Source organism: Streptomyces sp. NPDC056480 (genome assembly GCF_042795405.1).
Lineage (GTDB): Bacteria > Actinomycetota > Actinomycetes > Streptomycetales > Streptomycetaceae > Streptomyces.
This window is the reverse complement of record NZ_JBHTSA010000008.1, coordinates 72,971-91,403: the sequence shown is the minus strand read 5'-3', so window position 1 is coordinate 91,403 and position 18,433 is coordinate 72,971. Positions and strand designations below refer to the sequence as shown.

Annotated in this window: 14 protein-coding genes and 1 tRNA gene; 10 read left to right on the top strand and 5 right to left on the bottom strand. The window is 74.9% G+C overall.

Annotated features, from left to right (window positions below):
- Nucleotides 1–170: 170 nt before the first annotated feature.
- The 3 genes from tmk (at nt 171) to ACFQ79_RS06555 (ending at nt 7,022) form a co-directional block, all read left to right on the top strand.
- Nucleotides 171–3,683, top strand: coding sequence for a dTMP kinase (gene tmk / locus ACFQ79_RS06565; protein WP_383579776.1), 3,513 nt, complete (start codon nt 171–173; stop codon nt 3,681–3,683).
- A 97-nt stretch (nt 3,684–3,780) separates the two neighbouring features.
- Entirely contained in the window at nt 3,781–4,605 is an 825-nt protein-coding gene (locus ACFQ79_RS06560; RefSeq protein ID WP_383579774.1) for an ABC transporter ATP-binding protein, read from the top strand.
- On the top strand, nt 4,602–7,022 hold the full coding sequence (locus ACFQ79_RS06555) for an FtsX-like permease family protein (protein WP_383579772.1): 2,421 nt from the start codon (nt 4,602–4,604) through the stop codon (nt 7,020–7,022). The genes ACFQ79_RS06560 and ACFQ79_RS06555 overlap by 4 nt, the downstream gene beginning before the upstream one ends.
- Before the next feature lie 86 nt (nt 7,023–7,108).
- Here ACFQ79_RS06555 and ACFQ79_RS06550 read toward each other — a convergent pair whose 3' ends face one another.
- Together ACFQ79_RS06550 and ACFQ79_RS06545 are read right to left on the bottom strand one after the other, a co-directional pair.
- Nucleotides 7,109–7,753 (bottom strand): response regulator transcription factor, encoded by a 645-nt coding sequence (locus ACFQ79_RS06550; protein WP_266966819.1) that lies wholly within the window; start codon nt 7,751–7,753, stop codon nt 7,109–7,111.
- Nucleotides 7,741–9,000 carry a sensor domain-containing protein gene (locus ACFQ79_RS06545; RefSeq protein WP_383579770.1) on the bottom strand — a complete coding sequence of 420 codons (1,260 nt, stop codon included), beginning with the start codon at nt 8,998–9,000 and terminating at the stop codon, nt 7,741–7,743. The genes ACFQ79_RS06550 and ACFQ79_RS06545 overlap by 13 nt, the downstream gene beginning before the upstream one ends.
- A gap of 180 nt (nt 9,001–9,180) precedes the next feature.
- Here ACFQ79_RS06545 and ACFQ79_RS06540 point away from each other — a divergent pair, with 180 nt between their 5' ends.
- The 5 genes from ACFQ79_RS06540 (at nt 9,181) to ACFQ79_RS06520 (ending at nt 13,543) form a co-directional block, all read left to right on the top strand.
- The gene (locus ACFQ79_RS06540) at nt 9,181–9,354 is read left to right on the top strand and encodes a hypothetical protein (protein ID WP_383579768.1); all 174 of its coding nucleotides are present in this window, start codon (nt 9,181–9,183) and stop codon (nt 9,352–9,354) included.
- A 160-nt stretch (nt 9,355–9,514) separates the two neighbouring features.
- Complete coding sequence (locus tag ACFQ79_RS06535; RefSeq protein WP_383579766.1) at nt 9,515–10,717, top strand: DNA polymerase III subunit delta'; 1,203 nt, start codon at nt 9,515–9,517, stop codon at nt 10,715–10,717.
- A 215-nt stretch (nt 10,718–10,932) separates the two neighbouring features.
- Nucleotides 10,933–12,495 carry an alpha/beta hydrolase gene (locus ACFQ79_RS06530; protein WP_383579763.1) on the top strand — a complete coding sequence of 521 codons (1,563 nt, stop codon included), beginning with the start codon at nt 10,933–10,935 and terminating at the stop codon, nt 12,493–12,495.
- Nucleotides 12,496–12,580: 85 nt separating this feature from the next.
- Nucleotides 12,581–12,654, top strand: a tRNA-Thr gene (locus tag ACFQ79_RS06525).
- A gap of 265 nt (nt 12,655–12,919) precedes the next feature.
- Nucleotides 12,920–13,543, top strand: coding sequence for a pyridoxamine 5'-phosphate oxidase family protein (locus ACFQ79_RS06520; RefSeq protein WP_383579845.1), 624 nt, complete (start codon nt 12,920–12,922; stop codon nt 13,541–13,543).
- Nucleotides 13,544–13,567: 24 nt separating this feature from the next.
- On the opposite strand, the gene ACFQ79_RS06515 is transcribed toward ACFQ79_RS06520, so the two are convergent.
- Both ACFQ79_RS06515 and ACFQ79_RS06510 read right to left on the bottom strand, forming a co-directional pair.
- Complete coding sequence (locus ACFQ79_RS06515) at nt 13,568–14,518, bottom strand: sigma factor-like helix-turn-helix DNA-binding protein (RefSeq protein WP_383579761.1); 951 nt, start codon at nt 14,516–14,518, stop codon at nt 13,568–13,570.
- A 30-nt stretch (nt 14,519–14,548) separates the two neighbouring features.
- Entirely contained in the window at nt 14,549–14,929 is a 381-nt protein-coding gene (locus ACFQ79_RS06510) for a DUF6479 family protein (RefSeq protein ID WP_383579759.1), read from the bottom strand.
- A 151-nt stretch (nt 14,930–15,080) separates the two neighbouring features.
- On the opposite strand from ACFQ79_RS06510, the gene ACFQ79_RS06505 reads away from it, so the two are divergent.
- Nucleotides 15,081–15,590, top strand: coding sequence for a SigE family RNA polymerase sigma factor (locus ACFQ79_RS06505; protein WP_383579757.1), 510 nt, complete (start codon nt 15,081–15,083; stop codon nt 15,588–15,590).
- A gap of 122 nt (nt 15,591–15,712) precedes the next feature.
- On the top strand, nt 15,713–17,107 hold the full coding sequence (locus ACFQ79_RS06500; RefSeq protein WP_383579755.1) for a hypothetical protein: 1,395 nt from the start codon (nt 15,713–15,715) through the stop codon (nt 17,105–17,107).
- Between the two features lie 202 nt (nt 17,108–17,309).
- Here ACFQ79_RS06500 and ACFQ79_RS06495 read toward each other — a convergent pair.
- On the bottom strand, nt 17,310–18,433 hold a 1,124-nt coding region (locus tag ACFQ79_RS06495), incomplete at its 5' end, for a bifunctional 3'-5' exonuclease/DNA polymerase (protein ID WP_383579753.1).

Below are 18,433 nucleotides of genomic sequence, written 5' to 3'. Positions count from 1 at the left end.
GACGCGGGTGTCGCCGGCCGGGTACCGACCGGTTCCGCGGGGGGTGGTGGCCGCGCCCCCCACCCCCGTCTCTCGTTCCTGTGTTCGTCTTCTGTTCGTCCTGTCACAGGCTCGTCCGGATGTTCGGGCGGAGGCCACGGGGAGCAAGGCCGTCCGGATAGGGTGGACGGATGACGCGAGCAGAGCAGCCAGACCGCCTCGGCGATTCCGACGCCGCACTCGTCGCGGATTCCAGGGAGCGTGCCGTACGCGCCCTCTTGCGCCATCAGCCACTGCGCAGGTTGTGGAGCGCCCACTTCGTCGGCAGCACCGGCGACGCGCTCGCCCTGCTCGTGCTCGTCCTCCTCGGCCTCCAGGCCGCCGTGACCGAGGGCGCGCTCGGCGGGGGAGAACGGGGCGCCGCGTTCGCCGTGGCGGCCGTCGTCGGCGCCCGGCTGCTCGCCTCGGTCCTCTTCGGAGCCGTCCTCCTCGGCCCGCTGACCGCGCTCACCGGACCCGGCGGCGCGCTCGACCGTCGCTGGACCATGATCGGCGCCGACGGCGTCCGGATCGCGCTGCTCGTCATCGCACCGCTGTGGATCGACTGGACCCCCGGCAACGCCCTCTGGTACCTGCTCGGCACCGTCTTCGTCACCGGCGCGGCCGAGCGGCTCTGGACGATCAGCCGCGAGGGCGCCGCGCCCGCGCTGCTGCCCGCCCCGCCGATCGAGGGCGGGGCCGTACGGCCGCTGCCCGACCACCTCGGCGCGCTGCGCCGGCTCTCCCAGCGCACCGCCTTCCTCGCCGTGCCCGCAGCGGCCGCCGTCCTGCTCGTCGCCACCCTGATCGGCAACCTGCTCGGCGCCGGAATCGACTGGTTCTCGCTGCACCAGGCCGCCCTCGGCTCGTACGTGGCCGCCGGTCTGTTCGCCGCCTCCGTCACCGTCCTGTACGCCATGGCGCTGCCCGGCGGGGAGACCCCCCGGCCCCGCTCGCCCCTGGAGGGGCTGCGCCGGCCGACCGGGAAGGGCACCGAAGGAGGCGCCGAGACGGGCCGCACCGGAGCCCTCTCGCTGCTCGTCCTGGCCTGCGCCACCGTCGCCGGAGCCATCGCGGCGGCCGCGTCCGTCGCCGTGCTCCACGCCTACGACCTGGGCGGCGGGCCCGTCACGTACGCGCTGCTCGTCCTCGCGCTCAGCGGCGGCACGGCCGTCGGCATCCGCACCGCCCGCTCGGTCCTGCCCGTCCTGTCCCGGCGCCGGCTGCTCGCGCTCGTGACCGCCGTCACCGGCGTCGCGCTGATCGCGATGGGCCTGGTGCCGGACACGGCGACCGTGCTGCTCCTCTCCGTCCTCGCCGGATACGCCGCCGGGGTCGCCGCGAACACCGGGCACACCCTCGTCGACCAGGAGACCGAGGAGCCCCGCAGGGCCCGCACCACCGAGCACCTCCAGGCCACCGCCCGCGTCGGCATGGCGATCGGCGCGCTCGCCGCGCCGCTGCTCGCGGCCGCGATCGGACCGCACCGGCTCGCCTCCGACTCGGGGACCTTCGTCTTCGAGCACGGCGGCGCCGCCTTCACGCTCGCCCTGATCGGCGCCCTGCTGCTGCCGGTCGCCGCGCTCCTCCTCGCGAAGACCGACGACCGGGCGGGGGTCCCGCTCCGCCGCGACCTGCGCGACGCGCTGCGCGGCTCCGACCCGGTGCAGGCGCCCTCCACGACCGGCTTCTTCATCGCCCTGGAGGGCGGCGACGGCGCCGGCAAGTCCACCCAGGTCCAGGCGCTCGCCGAGTGGATCCGGGCCAAGGGCCACGAGGTCGTCGTCACCCGCGAGCCCGGCGCCACCCCGATCGGCAAGCGCCTCCGCTCGATCCTCCTCGACGTGTCGTCGGCCGGGCTCTCGAACCGCGCCGAGGCCCTGCTGTACGCGGCCGACCGCGCCGAGCACGTCGACTCCCTGGTCCGGCCGGCCCTTGAGCGGGGCGCGATCGTCCTCTCCGACCGGTACATCGACTCGTCCGTCGCCTACCAGGGCGCGGGCCGCGATCTCTCCCCGACCGAGATCGCCCGCATCTCGCGCTGGGCGACCGACGGGCTCGTCCCGCACCTGACCGTGGTCCTCGACGTCTCCCCGGAGACCGCGAGGGAACGGTTCACCGAGGCGCCCGACCGCCTGGAGTCCGAGCCGCCGGAGTTCCACGCGCGCGTACGGGCCGGATTCCTCGCCCTCGCGGCCGCCGACCCCAGCCGCTACCTCGTCGTCGACGCCGGGCAGGAGCCCGAGGCCGTCACCACCGTCGTCCGCCACCGGCTCGACCGGATGCTGCCGCTCTCCGAGGCCGAGGTGAAGGCCGTCGAGGAGGCCCGCCGGAAGGCCGAGGAGGAGGCGCGCCGCCGCGCCGAGGAGGAAGCCGCCCGCAAGGCCGAGGAGGAGCGACTGGAGCGCGAGCGCCAGGAGCAGCTCGCCAAGCTCCGTGCCGAGGAGGAGGAGCGCAAGCGGCGCGAGGAGGAAGAGGCGCGCCGCCTGGAGGCCGAGCGTCAGGCGGAGGAGGCCCGGCGCAAGGCCGAGGAGGCCCGCCTCGCGGCCGAGGAGGAGCGCAGGCGCCTCGCGGCCGAGGAGAAGGCGCGCAAGGAGGAAGAGGAGCGGCTCCGCAAGGAGGCCGAGGAGGAGGCCCGGCTGCGGGCCGAGGCGGAGGAACGCCGCCTGGAGAAGCAGCGCAAGGCGGAGGAGGCCCTGCTCCGCGCCGAGGAGGCCCGCCGGATGGCCGAGGCCGCGGCTGCCGCGAAGGCGGCGGAGGAGGCCGCGGCGAAGGCGGCCGCCGAGAAGATCGCGGCCGAGGCTGCCGCCAAGGCCGCGGCGGAGCGCGCCGCGGCCGAGCGTGCCGCCGCGGAAGCCGCCGCCGCCCTCCGCGCGGAGGCTGCCAAGGCCACCGCCGAACGGGCCGCCGCGGAGAAGAAGGCGGCGGCTGAGGCGAAGGCCGCCGCCGACGCGAAGGCCGCGCGGGAGAGGGCCGAGGCCGAGGCGAACGCCGCCGCCGAGCGGGCCGCGCGTGCCGCCGAGGCCGCGGCCGTCGAGCTCTCGGCCAACGAGGTCACCCAGGCGACCCCGATCGTGAAGCCGGATCCGCGGATCGCGAAGCCGGGCACGACGCGGGCCGGGACGCAGGCCCGGACCTCGGCCGGGACGTCGGCCGGGACCTCGGCCGGTGCGCGGGAAGGGAAGCCGGCCGCCGAGCAGGACGCGCCGACCGTCTCGCCCGAGGAGGTCACCGTCGCCACGCCGATCGTGAGGACCACGAAGCCGGAGGCGGAGACGAGCGTCCTGCCCCGGATCGTCGAGGAGCGCGCGGCCGACGAGACCGCCGTCCTGCCTCCCGTGCGGGACACCGAGTCGACCTCCGTGCTGCCGACCGTGCGGGACACCGAGTCGACCTCCGTGCTGCCGACCGTCCGGGACACCCCGGCGTCCGACCCGGTCGACCGGGTGCCGCAGGGCATCTTCCGGGACGCCGGGCCTGCCCGGCAGCAGCCGCAGGGGGCGAACGACCGGACCCGCGAGCTGCCCCAGCTCGACGAGAACGGCCGGCCCCGCCGTCGCTCCGACTGGGCGGAGGAGACCCCGCTCGACGATCTGCCGACGCTCGCGGACGAGCTGTTCGGCCCGCACGACGACGAGGACGAGGGCCCGCGGCGCCGCCGCTGACCCTCTGGACCCTGGATGAGGGGTGGAGCTAGCTCCACCCCTCATCGGGAAGCCAGCCCCATACCGCGCTGACCTGCGCTTTTCTAGCGTTGTCGGTATGACGACGACTGCAGTGACGGAGAGCGGTGCCGCCCGCGCCCTGGATACCGCCCGCTCCCTGGATGCCGCCCTCGCCCTCGACGGGGTGGGCCGGACGTACGGGCGCGGGGCCCCCGCGCTCGACGGGGTGAGTCTGACCGTGCCGCGCGGCCGGTTCGTGGCCGTGATGGGCCCCTCGGGTTCCGGCAAGTCCACCCTGCTGCGGTGCGCCGCGGGACTCGAACGGCCGACGACCGGAACGGTACGGATCGGGGGCACCGACCTCGCCACGCTGAAGGCGGCCGGACTCACCCGGCTCCGCCGCGACCGGATCGGCTTCGTCTTCCAGTCGCTGAACCTCGTCTCCGCCCTCGACGTGCGGGAGAACGTCACCCTGCCGCTGCTTCTCGCCGGAGCCCGGGAGGGCCGGGAGCTCGACGCCCGCGCCCTCGCCGGTCTCGCGGCCGTCGGCCTCGCGGACCGGGCCGGGGACAGGCCGGAGAACCTGTCCGGCGGTCAGCGCCAGCGGGTGGCCATCGCCCGCGCCCTGGTCAACGAACCCGATGTCGTCTTCGCCGACGAGCCGACCGCCGCCCTCGACCCGGTCACGGCGGCCGGCGTCCTCGCCCTGCTGCGCCGCGCGGTCGACGAACGGGGGACCACCGTCGTCCTCGTCACCCACGACCCCGTGGCCGCCGCCTGGACGGACGAGGCCGTGTTCCTCGACCGGGGCAGGCTCGCCGGACGCCTCGACCGTCCGGACGAGCCGGGGGTACGGGAGATGCTGGGCGCGCACCTTCCGGGCACCGGTCACACGTTCGGCCGGACGGCGGTGGCCGGGTGAAGCCGCTCGGGAACCCCGCGGTCCGGCTGCTCGCGGCCCGCTCCCTGCGGGCGCACCGGAAGGCGTGGGCGGCCGTGTTCGCCGCCGTCGCCGTCACCTCCGTGCTCCTCGGGGCCCTGGCCCTCGCCGCCGGCTCGGCGGGGCTCGGCCACGCGCGCGTGGAGCGGTACGCCGCCGCGTCCGTCGTCGTCGCCGGTGACCAGGAGGTCCGCTGGACCACGAAGCCGTGGGGGAGCGAGACGCAGACACAGTCGGCAGGACTGACCGAGCGGGTACGGATCCCGAGCGCGACCGCCGACGTGCTGCGCGCGGTCCCCGGGGTCCGGGCCGCGGTGCCGGACCACACCTTCGTCGTACGGGAGCCGGGCACCGGCGCCCACGCGGACCCGAAGGCCTACGACGGGCGGTCCTGGGAGGCCGCTCGGCTGGCCCCGTACCGGCTGGTCGACGGGCGGGAGCCGCGCGGCGCCGGAGAGGCCGTCATGGGCTCGGGTGCCGGGGCGCGGGTCGGGGACACCGTCGCCGGGCGGAAGGTCGTCGGCCTCGCCGACGGGCCCGCCGCGCTGTACGTCACGGCGGCCGAGGCGCGGAGGCTCGCCGGACACCCGGGCTCCGTCGACGCCGTCGGCGTGCTCGCCGAACCCGGCGTACCCGTCGACACCCTCCACGCGCGCGTGCGGGCGGCCCTGGACGACGCCGGACTCGAGGACACCGCCTCGGGGCAGCCGCTCCGGGCGCTCACCGGCGACGGCCGGGGCGGTCCCGAGCACCTCGCCGCGGCGCCCGCGCGCATGGAGCTCCTCCAGCTCCTCGCGGCGATCTCCGGGACCGTCGTGCTCGTCGCCGTACTCGTGCTCGCCTCGCTCGTCGCGCAGGCGCTCCAGCAGCGCTCCGGTGAGCGGGAACTGCTGCTCTCCGTCGGCGCGACGGCCCGTCAGGTGCGGGCGGCGGCCGGCCGGGAGGTGACCCGGGTGGCGGGGCTCGCGGCGCTGTGCGGCGCGGTCGTGGCCGTCCCCGTGTTCCTCGGGCTGTGGGCGGCACTGCGGACCCGTGCCGGGGTCGTCCCGGAGGGTCTCGAACTCCCCTCCCCGCCCTGGCTGTTCGCCGCCTCCCTCGTGGTCGCCGCCGTGGTCGTGGGGATCGCCAGGCTCGTCGTCCTCTTCGCCGCCCGGCGGCCCGGGCGGCCGGGGAAGGGCGGCGTGCGGCGGGTCGTCGGGATCGCGCTGATCCTGCTGGGCGTGGCGTCGGCGGTCACCGCCACGGCCCAGGGCGGCGAGGCCGCCGGCGCCGCCGCCGGGGCGGCCACGGTGACGCTGGTCGCCGGGTGCGCGGTGCTCGGCCCCTGGATTGCCGGGGCCGCGATGAAGCTCCTCGACCTGCCGTTCCGCCGGCTCGGCGGCGCGCCCGGACGGCTCACCGCCGCCGGTGCGAGCGCCCACTCGCGGCGCCTCGGCGCGGCACTCGTACCGGTCGTCCTCGTCACCGCCTTCGCGCTCGTGCAGCTCTCGGCGGGCACCACGATGGGACGGGCCGCCGACGAGCAGGCACGCGCCGCGACCACCGCGGACCTCGCGCTCACCGGCACGACCGCGGAGCGGGTGCGGCAGATGCCGGGGGTCGAGGCGGCCACGGACGTACTGCGTTCCACGGCCGTCCTGGCCCGCACCGAGGCCGGTGCGCCGCGCCTCGACCGGCTTCCGGTGCTCGGCGTGGACGCGGCGGGCCTGGCGGGCACGCTCGACCCCGGGGTCGTCGCGGGTGACCTGGCCGGACTCGCCCGTACGGGCACGGTCGCGGTCGGCGCGGACATGGCCGACTCGCTGGACGCACGGCCCGGTTCGACGGTGGACCTGCGGCTCGGGGACGGCACACCGAAGCGGCTTCGGGTGGTGGCGGTGTACGAACGCTCCCTCGCGCTCGGCGAGTTCCTGCTCCCGAAGGCCGAACTGGCCCCGCACATGAGCGATCCGTACCCCGCGCGCGTCCTGGCGTCCACGGCGAAGGCGGCCGCGGGCTCCCCCGTGCCGCCCGAGCAGGTGAGCCCGCCGGGCGCCGCGCTCCACGGCATCGTCTCGGCCGTGATCGTCTCCGCGATCGGCGGCCTCACCCTCCTCTCCGTCCTCAGCACCCTCACCCTCATCGGAGCGGGACGGCGCGGCGAACTCCACCTCCTCGGCCAGGTGGGCGCGTCGGCCGGTCAGCTGCGCCGGATGCTCGGCCTGGAGGCGGGGTTCCTGACCGCCACCGGCCTGCTCGTCGGTGTCGTGGTGGCCGCGCTGCCGCTGACCGCCTTCGCCTGGTCGCTCACGGGTGGGCTGCCGTACCTGCCGCCCGAGCAGGCGGCGTTGATCGCCGGCGCGGTGGTGGTCACGGTGGTGGCGGGTGTGTTCCTGCCCTCGCGGCGGCAGCGGGCCTGACTCGCGGGACTCGGGCGTCGAGGCGTGACGCAGGTGTCGAGGTGTGACTCAGGCGTCGAGGCACGACTCAGGTGTCGAGGTGTGCCTCAGGCGTCGAGGTAGGCGAGGACGGCGAGGACCCGGCGGTGGCCGCCGCTGTCGCTCGGCGGCAGGCCGAGCTTCAGGAAGACATTGCCGATGTGCTTGTGCACGGCCCGCTCGGTGACCACCATCGAGCGGGCGATCGTGCCGTTGTCGTGCCCCTGCGCCATCAGTTCGAGGACCTCGCGCTCGCGGGGCGTGAGGGAGTCCAGAGGGTCGTCGCGACGGCGGGAGAGCAGCTCGGTGACGACCTCCGGGTCCAGGGCCGTACCGCCGGCGGCGACCCGTTCCAGGGCGTCGAGGAACTCGTCCACCCGGCCCACCCGGTCCTTCAGGAGGTAGCCGACGCCCCGCGCGCCGCCGCCCAGGAGTTCGGCGGCGTAGGTCTCCTCCACGTACTGGGAGAGCACCAGCACCGGAAGGTCCGGCAGCTGCTCGCGGGCCGCGAGCGCCGCCCGCAGCCCCTCGTCGCGGAAGCCGGGCGGCATCCGTACGTCCAGGACGGCCACGTCCGGGCGGTGCTCCAGGAGCAGCGGCAGGACCTCGGGGCCGGTACCCGCGACCCCGGCGACCTCATGGCCGGACGAGGTCAGCAGCAGCACGAGCCCCTCCCGCAGGAGGACGTTGTCCTCGGCGATCACCACACGCACGGAAGCTCCACTTCGATCACGGTCGGGCCCCCTACGGGGCTGGTCAGTCGTACGGTGCCGTCGAGCGCGGCGACCCGGCGGCGCATGCCGACGAGCCCGGAGCCGCCGCTCTCGCCGGCCTCGGCCCCGCCCCGGCCCTCGTCCGCCACGCGCGCGCGAAGCGCGGTCGGTTCGCGGATGAGGGCGACGGAGGCGCGGGTGGCGCCGCTGTGCTTGGCGGCGTTGGTGAGGGCCTCGGCGACCACGAAGTACGCGGCGGCCTCGACGGCGGCGGGAGCGCGCGGGGCGGCCACGCGGGCGGTGCCGCCGTGCTCCGGTCGGCGGCCGGGGGTGTGGGCGGCGACGCCGGGCTCCGGTCGGCCGCCGGGAGCGTGGTCGGCCAGACCCGTCACGGACACCTCCACCTCCAGACCGCTGCTCGCGGCGAGGGCCCGCACCGCCCCGGTCAGACCCCGGTCGGTGAGGATCGGCGGGTGGATGCCGCGCACCACGTGCCGCAGCTCGGCCAGCGCCTCCTCGGCCTGCGTCTGCGCGTCGTCGAGGAGCTTGCGCGCGGCCACGGGATCGGAGTCGTACGCCCGTTTGGCCAGGCCGATCCGCATGGAGAGCGCCACGAGACGCGCCTGCGTGCCGTCGTGCAGATCGCGCTCGATCCGGCGCAGCTCGGCGCCGTGCGCGGCGATCGCGCCCGCCCGGGTGGCCGTGAGCTCCTCGACCCGGGCGGCGAGCACGGCGGCCCGCGCGGCCGCGGGGGTCGGCGTGAGCAGCGCGCGCGACCACTCGGCCCCCAGGTCGGCGAGCCGTCCGATCAGCGGCAGGACCACCGGCGGCCGGCCCGCGAGCCCGGTCACCACGCCGTCGACCAGCAGCGCGGGCGGCCACAGCACCAGCGAGGCGAACCAGACCCCCATGCCGTACAGCAGCTGGGCGGCCGCCCAGATCAGGTCCCGCCCCGTGCCCGGATCGGTGACGGCGGTCCGGACGCGCGCGGGGAGGGGGCCTTCGAGCGGCAGATACGCCTCGGGAACGGGCGTTCCGGTCCGGGCGGCGGTCCGGCGCCGCTCCCGGCCGGCCAGCCGGCGCAGCAGCAGCACGCTCTCGGGGAGCACGCCCGCGCCGATGACGGTGACGGTGAGGAAGGCCGTGAAGAGGGCGACGCCGATCATCAGGTAGCAGAGGATCGCGATCGCGGCCCCGCTCAGGAGATGGAGCGACGCCCGGCCGGATTCCTTGATCGCGTCGCGCATACCCGCCAGGTTATGCGGGCGGACCCGAGGAGCGCGGTGGAGCAGGCACCACCAGCGGTCGGGGGGCGGGCACCGCTGTGCCGGAGCGCCGGGACGCCGAAGATCGAATGTGTGGGGGCCGCACCCTTTCGAGCCCCCTCGCTTCTCCTTCACCCACCCCGACCCATCCACGGAGATCCGATGCGTGTCCTGTTCTGGCTGCTGCTCACGGCGAGCGTCCTCGGCAACGCCTACGTCAACACCGTCGCCGACCTGACCGGCGCCGCCCACGTGACGGCGAGCGTCGCCACGGGCACGGTCCTGCTCGGCTCCGCCGCCGGACTGTGGCTGACCCGCCGCGACAAGGAGGCCTGACCCGCCGCGACAAGGAGGCCTGACCCGTCGCGGCATGGAGGCCCGAACCGCCGCGACAAGGAGGCCCGACCCGTCGCGGCACGGAGGCCCGACCCTTCGCGCGGCGGGTGCTGTCAGAGGACTGCCCCACAATGGAGGGCGTACCTGAGGAGGGGCAGACATGGCCGTATGGGACGACCTGGTCGGACAGGCGAAGGTCGAGGAGCAGCTCGCTGCGGCCGCGCGGGACGCCGACGCGCTCGTGACCGCCCATGCCGCCGGAGAGCCCGACCCCGAGGGCTCGACGATGACCCACGCCTGGCTCTTCACCGGCCCGCCGGGGTCCGGGGTGGAGACCGCCGCGCGGGCGTTCGCCGCCGCGTTGCAGTGCGTGAGTCCCGACCGGGCGCTCGGCGGGGCACCGGGCTGCGGGTTCTGCACCGGCTGCCACACGGCACTGGTCGGCACCCACGCCGACATCACCACGGTCACCGCCGTCGGTGCCGTGGTCAGGGTCGAGGACATGCGGGACACCGTCCGCAAGTCGTACACCGCGCCCGCGAACGGCCGCTGGCAGGTGATCCTGGTGGCGGACGCCGAGCGGTTGAACGAGAAGTCGGCCAACGCGGTCCTGAAGGCCGTGGAGGAGCCCGCTCCGCGGACCGTCTGGCTGCTCTGCGCCCCCTCGATCGAGGACGTGCTGCCCACGATCCGCTCCCGGTGCCGCCACCTGAACCTCCGGACGCCCCCGGTGGACGCGGTCGCCGACGTGCTCGTACGGCGTGACGGCATCGAACCGGAGACGGCCCACGCCGCCGCCCGGGCCACCCAGGGGCACATCGACCGGGCCCGGCGGCTCGCCACCGACGAGCGGGCCCGTGCGCGCCGGGCCGCCGTCCTCAAGGTGCCCCTGCGGGTCCATGACGTCGGCGGTTGCCTGAAGGCCGCCCAGGAGCTGATCGACACGGCGACGGAGGACGCGAACCAGGTGGCGGAGGAGACCGACGCCAGGGAGACCGAGGAGCTGAAGGCTGCTCTCGGCGTGGGCCCCGGCGGGCGGCTGCCGCGCGGCACGGCCGGCGTGATGAAGGACCTGGAAGCGGACCAGAAGCGGCGCAAGAAGCGGACGCAGATCGACAGCCTGGACCTCGCGCTCACCGAACTGACCGGCTTCTACCGCGATGTCCTCGCGCTCCAGCTGCGCTCGCGCACGGCCCTCGCCAACACGGACGTGCGGGACGCGATCGAGCGGATCGCCCAGGACACCACGCCGGAGCGCACCCTCCGCCGCATCGAGGCGGTCCTGGCCTGCCGCGAGGCCCTCGACCGCCAGGTGGCCCCGCTGCTCGCGATGGAGGCGATGACGCTGGCGCTGCGGGACTAGGAAGCCGGCGCTGCGGGACTCGGAAGCCGGCGCTGCGGGACTGGGACGCCGGCAATGCGGGACTCGGAAGCCGGCGCCGCAGCACTCGGGGTGTCGTGCCGATCGGGCCGGGTTCGCGGAGTCCGGCACGGCGGCGCGGGACCGGACGTCGTCGACAGGGTGGGGTCCTGAGTCCGATTGGACACGGTGCGTACCGCTCCGGATACGCTCCGGGAATGGACTCCAGGCGCTTGCTCCGTACGTCCGCCACGGCCCTCGCGGCCGCCGGACTGATCCTCTCCGGCTGCTCGGGCGGAAGCGACGCGGCGGCGTCCCGCACCACGGCGGCCGCCCGGCAGGCCTCGCCCTCCGCTTCGCCCTCCTCCTCGCCGGAGGCCCTGAAGAGGTTCTACGGACAGAAGCCGACCTGGCGCGACTGCGGCGTCACGGGCTTCCAGTGCGCGACCCTGAAGGCCCCGCTGGACTACGCGGAGCCGGACGGGGAGCAGATCGACCTGGCGGTCTCGCGGGTGCGGGCGACCGGCCCCGGCAAGCGGCTCGGTTCGCTCCTGGTCAACCCGGGCGGACCCGGCGGGTCCGCCGTCGGCTACCTCCAGGGGTACGCGGGCGTCGGCTACCCCGCCCCCGTCCGCGCCCGCTACGACATGGTGGCCGTCGACCCGCGCGGAGTGGCGCGCAGTGAGCCGGTCGAGTGTCTGACGGGTCCCCAGATGGACACGTTCACGCAGGTCGACCAGACCCCCGACGACACCGCGGAGGTCAACGCGCTGAGTGCCGCCTTCAAGCGCTTCTCGGCGGGCTGCGCGAAGAAGTCGCGGGCGATCCTGCCGCATGTCTCCACCGTCGAGACGGCCCGTGACATGGACATCCTGCGGGCGGTGCTCGGCGACGAGAAGCTCAGCTATGTGGGGGCCTCGTACGGCACGTTCCTCGGCGCCACGTACGCCGAGCTGTTCCCGGACCGGGTCGGCCGTCTCGTCCTCGACGGCGCGATGGACCCGTCGCTGCCGGCGATCGACCTCAACCGCGACCAGACCGCCGGCTTCGAGACCTCGTTCCGGGCCTTCGCCGCGGACTGCGTGACCCAGCCGGACTGCCCGCTGGGCACGGCGTCGGTCGAGGCGGCCGGTGAGGCCATGAAGAAGTTCTTCCGCGACGTGGACGCCGATCCGGTGCCCACCGGGGAGAGCAGGCCGCTCGGCGAGTCCCTCGCCACCACCGGCGTGATCGCGGCGATGTACGACGAGGGCGCCTGGCCCCAGCTGCGGGAGGCCCTCACGCAGGCGATCGGCGGCGAGGGCTCGGGCCTCCTGGCGCTGGCCGACAGCTACTACGAGCGGGAGCCGAACGGCACCTACGCCAACCTGATGTTCGCCAACGCGGCCGTGAACTGCCTCGACCTGCCGGCCGCCTACCGGGGCCCGGCCGATGTCTCGAAGGCCGTGCCGTCCTTCGAGAAGGCCTCCCCGGTCTTCGGCAGGGGCCTCGCCTGGGCGGCCCTCAACTGCACCTCCTGGCCGACCCCGCCCACCGGCGGCCCCCACCGGATCACCGCCGAGGGCGCCGCCCCGATCCTGGTCGTCGGCACCACCCGCGACCCGGCCACCCCGTACAAGTGGGCCCAGTCCCTCGCCGGTCAGCTCTCCTCCGGCACGCTCCTCACGTACGAGGGCGACGGCCACACCGCGTACGGCCGGGGCAGTGACTGCATCGACACGGCGATCAACACCTACCTCCTCGACGGCACCCCTCCGGCCGAAGGAAAGCGCTGCTCATAGGCCCTCTCCGGGGGTGGTCGGAGCACCCCGGGAAACTGTGTAGACTTGGCGTCGCTGCTGCACCCACCATGGGTTCGGACGGCGTGCCGCCTTAGCTCAGTTGGCCAGAGCAACGCACTCGTAATGCGTAGGTCTCGGGTTCGAATCCCGAAGGCGGCTCGGATCAGCCCCAGGACTCACTCGCCGTGACCTGGGGCTTTTTCATGCCCGGATGCGGGGATCGCCGTCCGCGGAAAGACCGCTTCCGCCGGGGGCTTCCGGTCCGGTAGATGGGCGGTGGTGGCGGGGCGGGGGCCGGAGGCCGTACAACTCCGGAAGATCTTTCGCGTCGGGCGAGGTACCTGGGGGAAGCGTGAGCGGCGGCACGGACAGGGTCGGCGGGGACGAGGAGGCGGCCGTCACCGAGCGGACCCGGTTGCGGCGGATGCGGGAGAAGGGCAGTCATCGGCGGGCCGATCTCGACGCCGTCCTCCGGGCCGGGTTCCTCTGTCATCTCGGCGTCCCCGTCGACGGGACGACGATGGTGGTGCCCACCGTGTACGGAGTCGAGGGCGACCGGCTGTACCTGCACGGGTCCGTCGCCAGCCGCAGCCTCGTCCAGGCGCCCGACACCACCGTCTGCGTCACCGTCACCCACGTCGACGGGCTGGTGCTGGCCCGCTCCGTCTTCGAGCACGGGGTGAACTACCGCTGCGCGATGATCTACGGCGTCCCGCGCGTCGTGACCGACCCGGACGAGAAGCTGCGTGGTCTGCGGGCGCTCACCGAGCAGAGCTCCCCGGGGCAGTGGGAGTACGTGCGGCAGCCCAGCCGCAAGGAGCTGGCCGCGACCGCCGTGCTCGCGCTCGACCTGACCGAGGCCTCCGTGAAGACCCGCGGCGGGCCGCCGGACGACGGGGATTCCGAGGACGCGGCGCTCGGACTGTGGGCCGGGGTGCTGCCCGTGGTGACCACCTTCGGCGAGCCGGTCACCGATCCCGTGCTGCCCGCCGGGGTCGTACCGCCGGACCATGTGGCCTCCCGTGCGGGGCGTGTCCTCGGGGAGTGAGCCGGGGGCGCGCGCGGAGGGGGCTCAGAGCTGGAGCCTCAGGCGGCCGATGTGGTCCGCGTCCGACAGGGCGTCGATCGCGGTGATCCGGTCCTCCAGGACGGTGAAGGCGAACACGAGCCGCGGGTCGCCCTCCGCCGGCCAGGCCAGCCCCGCCGCCCCGTCCACCAGGGCCTTTCTGGCCGTGCTCACCTGGCGGGCGATCGCCTCGGCGACGGCTCCGGGGCCGTGCACGGCCGTCGCCCCGGTCCGTTCGGCCGTGGCGTCGGCCCGCAGCACCACGTCGGGGTCGAGGAGGTCGTGCACGCCGGCGGCGTCACCGCTTCGCGCGGCCGCCAGGAAGGCCGCGACGACGTCCCGCTGGCGCGGCAGGTCCGGCTCCGGCATCTCCTCGGCCTCCCGCAGCCGGTAGCGGGCCCGGCCGGCGAGCTGGCGGGTGGCGGCCGGGGTGCGTTCCAGGATCGGGGCGATCCGCTCGTACGGGACGGAGAACTCGTCGTGCAGGACGAACGCGAGCCGTTCCGGTGGTGTCAGTCCGTCGAGGGCCGTCGGCGGGGGCGGTTCCTCGGGGTCGTGCCGGTGGTCCGGTTCCCCGGGGTCGTGCCGGTGGTCCGGTTCCCCGTGGTCGTGCCGGCGGTCCGGTTCCCCGTGGTCGTGCCCGTGGTCCGGCATGCCCGAGGCCCAGGGGTCCCACGGATCCCAGGGGTGTTCGCGGTGGGTCTCGCGGGACCTGAGCCGGTCCAGGCAGACGCGTGCGACGGCCTCGACAGGGTCGTACGGTGCGGGGACCGGGCCCGGGGCGATCGGGGGGTGCCGGGCCGGCCAGGTCCTCCTGACCTCCTCCACCGCCTCGTCCGCCTCCTCGGAGGTGCCGAGGAGGCGGTACGCGACGGCTCGCAGGTGCGGTCGGTGCTCCTCGAAGGGAGCGGTGGCGAGGGCTCCCGGGAGCGTTGCGGGGACAGCGTTCTCATCCACGGGGCGTGGCCTCCGTCGGGCAGGAAGGGTTCAGTCGCCGTGACCCGTGCCTCCGCTGCCGAAGCCTCCGCTGGAGATCCCGCCCCACTTGCGCTTCTCCTCGGTCGGCGGGTCGGGTGACGCCTCCGAGCCGTCCTTGAGCTGGTAGGGCATGAGCCGGTGCTCGCCGTCCGTCTGCGGCATCTCGGTCGGCCTGCGGTACCCGGACGCCTCGCCCGGCAGGCTGCCGTCGTCCGGCCGATGGGGCTGCTCGTCGGGCTTGGGCGGATTGGATTCGCGGTCGCGGACCCGGAAGCCCAGCCAGACCGCCCCGATCAGTACGGCGACGATGACAAGCCCGCCGAGCACCTGTCCGAGGCCTGACTGCCAGACTCCCGCGGCCAGGGTCTGGGCTGCGCTGAGAGTGTTCATACTCCAGGATTACCCCTTTTCCGCCCTTTTGGACGCACTTGGCGAAGACGCCTGCAGATTCCGTCGAAGGCGCTGAAACATTCGCCCCTCCCCGTCGCGTCAATGAGGTGTACGGCGACCACACCACGTGACCGCGAGGGAAAGGAGGGGCATGAGAAAGTCCCGCGCGGACGAGTTCCTGGAGTTCGCCGCCGCACGCACGGGCCCGCTGTTCCGCTCGGCATGCCTGCTGACCAGTGGGGACACCCATCTCGCCGAGGACCTCACCCAGGAGACGCTCGGCAGGATGTACGCCCTGTGGGGCCGCATGGCCCGGATCGGGAACCCTGCCGCGTACGCGCAGACCGTGCTCGTCCGCACGTTCCTCAGCCACCAGCGGCGCCGGTCGGCCACCGAGCGCCCGCTCGGCGAGCTCCCCGACCGCGCCCCCGACTACGGCGAGGACCCGGCGCTGCGGATCGCGCTGCTCGACGCGCTGGCCGGGCTCGCCGCCAAGGACCGGGCGGTCGTGGTGCTGCGGTACTGGGAGGACCGCAGCATCGAGGAGACCGCCGACGCCCTGCACGTCAGTTCCGCCGCGGTACGCACCCGCTCCGTACGCGCTCTCGCGAAGCTGCGCGAACGACTCGGCGGCAGCATCGCCGAGTTCGCCGCGCACTGACCGCCGCCGCCCCCCCCGTCGGCCGCACCACCTTCACCCCGCCCCTGCGGGGCTTCCTCCTCCACGCTCCCTCCTCCACCTGACGCTTCCTCATCCCCCCGACCGGAGACGGTGAATTCGACATGCCTCAGAACGAAGGCCCCCAGCACGAAGGGTTCGAGGACCAGCTCGGTGCGATCCTGCGACGCACCGGCGACGGCTTCGCCGCAGGCGACCGGCGCGAGCTGGTCGAGGGCGGGCTGCGGCGCGGCAGGCGGCGCCTGCTCCGCCGTCGGCTCGCGGTGACCGGCGGCGTCCTCACGCTCGCCGCCGTCGGCATCGGCGGCGCGTACGGCGGCTCGCTGCTGTCGCGCTCCGCGGACGCGCCGAAGACCTCGGTGGCGGCGCCGCCCAAGCCCTCCGCCACCGCCACCGCCGACCCCGTCCCCGGGAAGCAGCTGCCGGGCGAGGCGAAGATCCCCGTCAAGGACATCGCCGCCGCCCTCAAGGCCAACACTCCGGCGGGGACCTGGGAGATCGACGGCCTCGACGGCTTCGGCCAGTCGGCCGGCGGCGTCTTCGACGACGGCGACGGCAAGGCCGCCGTCACCGTCGGCCTCTTCCGTACGGGCACCGGCGAGGCGGGCGAGGACCAGATCGCCTGCCCGGACAAGGTCGCCGTCCCCTACGACGACTGCACCGAGGAGAAGCTGACGGGCGGCTCCCGGCTCATGATCCTCCAGGGGTACGAGTATCCCGACAAGCGTGAGGAGACCAAGGCCTGGCGTGCGGTCCTGCTCACCCGGGACGGCTTCCTGATCGACGTGAGCGAGTACAACGCCGCCGCGGAGAAGGGCGCTCCCGTCAGCCGTGAGAACCCGCCCTTCACCCCCGCCCAGCTCAAGGCGCTCGTCACGGCCCCCGACTGGGGTCCGCTGCTCGCCCAGCTGCCCGAGAGCGTGGACATGTCCGGCGGCGGCGAGGGCGGCCAAGGCAGTGGGGCCGGTCAGGGCAGTGGGGCCGGTCAGGGCAGTGGGGCCGGCCAGGGCAGTGGGGCCGGTCAGGGAGGCGAGGGCGGCAAGGGCGAGCCGTCGCGGCACGTGGAGCCGAACGGCGCCGCCGTCCAGTCGACCCTGCGCTCCCTCCTTCCCAAGGGCCTGAAGGTCGCCGACAAGGGCGGCGAAGGCGAGTACGCCTATGTGGTCGTCGACGACGGCAAGGGCAAGAGCCTCGTCCAGATCAACGTCCAGCCGAACATGTCGGACGTGGCCGGCGACCTCTTCGGCAGCGGGGACGTCACCACGCTCCCCGACGGCCGCAGGGTCAAGCTCACCCGGCAGCCGGGCGAGAAGGGCGGCGAGGGCGTCGTCTGGTGGACGGCCGACACCATCACCCCGGAGGGCTTCCGGGTCGTCGTCTCCGCGTTCAACGCCGGCACCCAGCACGAGGCGGCCACCCGCGCCGAGCCCGCGCTGACGATGCGGCAGCTGAGGTCGATCGCGCTGAGCCAGAGGTGGCAGAAGCTGCCGCTGAAGTAGACGGCCGGGCAGGTGAGGGCCCCGCGCGCACAGGCGCGGGGCCCATCCGCCGTTCCGTTGCGGCTGCTTCTCCCGTCCGCGTACGCCTCCACCGTGGTTGCGCCTCCCGTCCGCGTACGCCTCCACCGTGACTGCTTCTTTCGTCCGCGTACGCCTTCCCCGTGGTTGCTTCTCCCGTCCGCGTACCGCTGCTCCCCCGTGGCTACTTCGCGTCCGCGTACCGCTCCACCGTGGCCACCGTGAACGGGAAGCGCACCGGCGTGTCCCCGAACGCGATCCGGCCCGCCTCGTCCCCCGCCGCCCGGATCGCCGCCGTGACGGCCTCCGCCTCCTCCGCCGGGCAGTGCACGATCACCTCGTCGTGCTGGAAGAACACCAGCTCCGCCCGCATCCCGGAGAGCGCGCGCCGCAGGGCCGCCAGCATCAGTAGCGCCCAGTCGGCCGCACTGCCCTGCACCACGAAGTTACGGGTGAACCGGCCCCGCGCCCGGGCGTTCCCCGAGGCGTAGCCGGGGGTGAACTCAGCCTCCTCCGCCGCTGGTTCGCCGCCCTCCTGCGGCAGGCCCGCCTCCTCGTCCTCGCCCGACCCGACCGCACGCGGGCTGGTCCGGCCCAGCCAGGTCCGTACGAGCCGGCCCTCCTCGCCCGCCTTCGCCGCCTCGTCGACATAGGCCACCGCGCGCGGGAAACGGCGCCGCAGCGCCGCCAGGTTCTTCAGGCCGTCGCCGCTGGTCTGCCCGTAGATCGCGCCCAGGAGCGCGATCTTGGCGTGGTCGCGGTCGCCGGAGAACGCCCGGTCCGAGAGCCGGGTGTACAGGTCGTCGGGATGCCCCGCGACCTCCATCAGGCCCGGGTCCCGGGAGATCGCGGCGAGCACGCGCGGCTCCATCTGGTCGGCGTCGGCCACGACGAGACGCCAGCCCTCGTCCGCGACCACCGCGCGCCGGATCACCTTCGGGATCTGCAGGGCCCCGCCGCCGTTGGTCGTCCAGCGCCCGCTGACCGTGCCCCCGGGCAGGTACTCCGGCCGGAACCGGCCGTCCCGCACCCAGTCCTGGAGCCACGACCAGCCGTGCGCCGTCCAGATCCGGTACAGCTTCTTGTACGCGATCAGCGGCTTCACCGCCGGGTGGTCGAGCTCCTCCAGCTCCCAGCGGCGGGTCGACCTCAGCCGCATCCCGGCCTGCGCGAAGGCCTTCACCACATCGGCGGGCAGGTCCGGCCGGACCCGGCGGCCGCAGGCCGCCCCCACCCCCGCCGCGAGCACCGCGAGACGGCGGGGGTCGGCCCCCCCCCCGGACCCCGCGCCCAGCCGGTAGTGCCGGC

Excerpts from the sequence above, each read along its gene's own strand:
- tmk (WP_383579776.1), top strand. The coding sequence starts at position 171 with ATGACGCGAGCAGAGCAGCCAGACCGCCTCGGCGATTCCGACGCCGCA.
- ACFQ79_RS06560 (WP_383579774.1), top strand. The coding sequence starts at position 3,781 with ATGACGACGACTGCAGTGACGGAGAGCGGTGCCGCCCGCGCCCTGGAT.
- ACFQ79_RS06545 (WP_383579770.1), bottom strand. The coding sequence starts at position 9,000 with ATGCGCGACGCGATCAAGGAATCCGGCCGGGCGTCGCTCCATCTCCTG.
- ACFQ79_RS06540 (WP_383579768.1), top strand. The coding sequence starts at position 9,181 with ATGCGTGTCCTGTTCTGGCTGCTGCTCACGGCGAGCGTCCTCGGCAAC.
- ACFQ79_RS06535 (WP_383579766.1), top strand. The coding sequence starts at position 9,515 with ATGGCCGTATGGGACGACCTGGTCGGACAGGCGAAGGTCGAGGAGCAG.
- ACFQ79_RS06530 (WP_383579763.1), top strand. The coding sequence starts at position 10,933 with ATGGACTCCAGGCGCTTGCTCCGTACGTCCGCCACGGCCCTCGCGGCC.
- ACFQ79_RS06520 (WP_383579845.1), top strand. The coding sequence starts at position 12,920 with ATGCGGGAGAAGGGCAGTCATCGGCGGGCCGATCTCGACGCCGTCCTC.
- ACFQ79_RS06510 (WP_383579759.1), bottom strand. The coding sequence starts at position 14,929 with ATGAACACTCTCAGCGCAGCCCAGACCCTGGCCGCGGGAGTCTGGCAG.
- ACFQ79_RS06505 (WP_383579757.1), top strand. The coding sequence starts at position 15,081 with ATGAGAAAGTCCCGCGCGGACGAGTTCCTGGAGTTCGCCGCCGCACGC.
- ACFQ79_RS06500 (WP_383579755.1), top strand. The coding sequence starts at position 15,713 with ATGCCTCAGAACGAAGGCCCCCAGCACGAAGGGTTCGAGGACCAGCTC.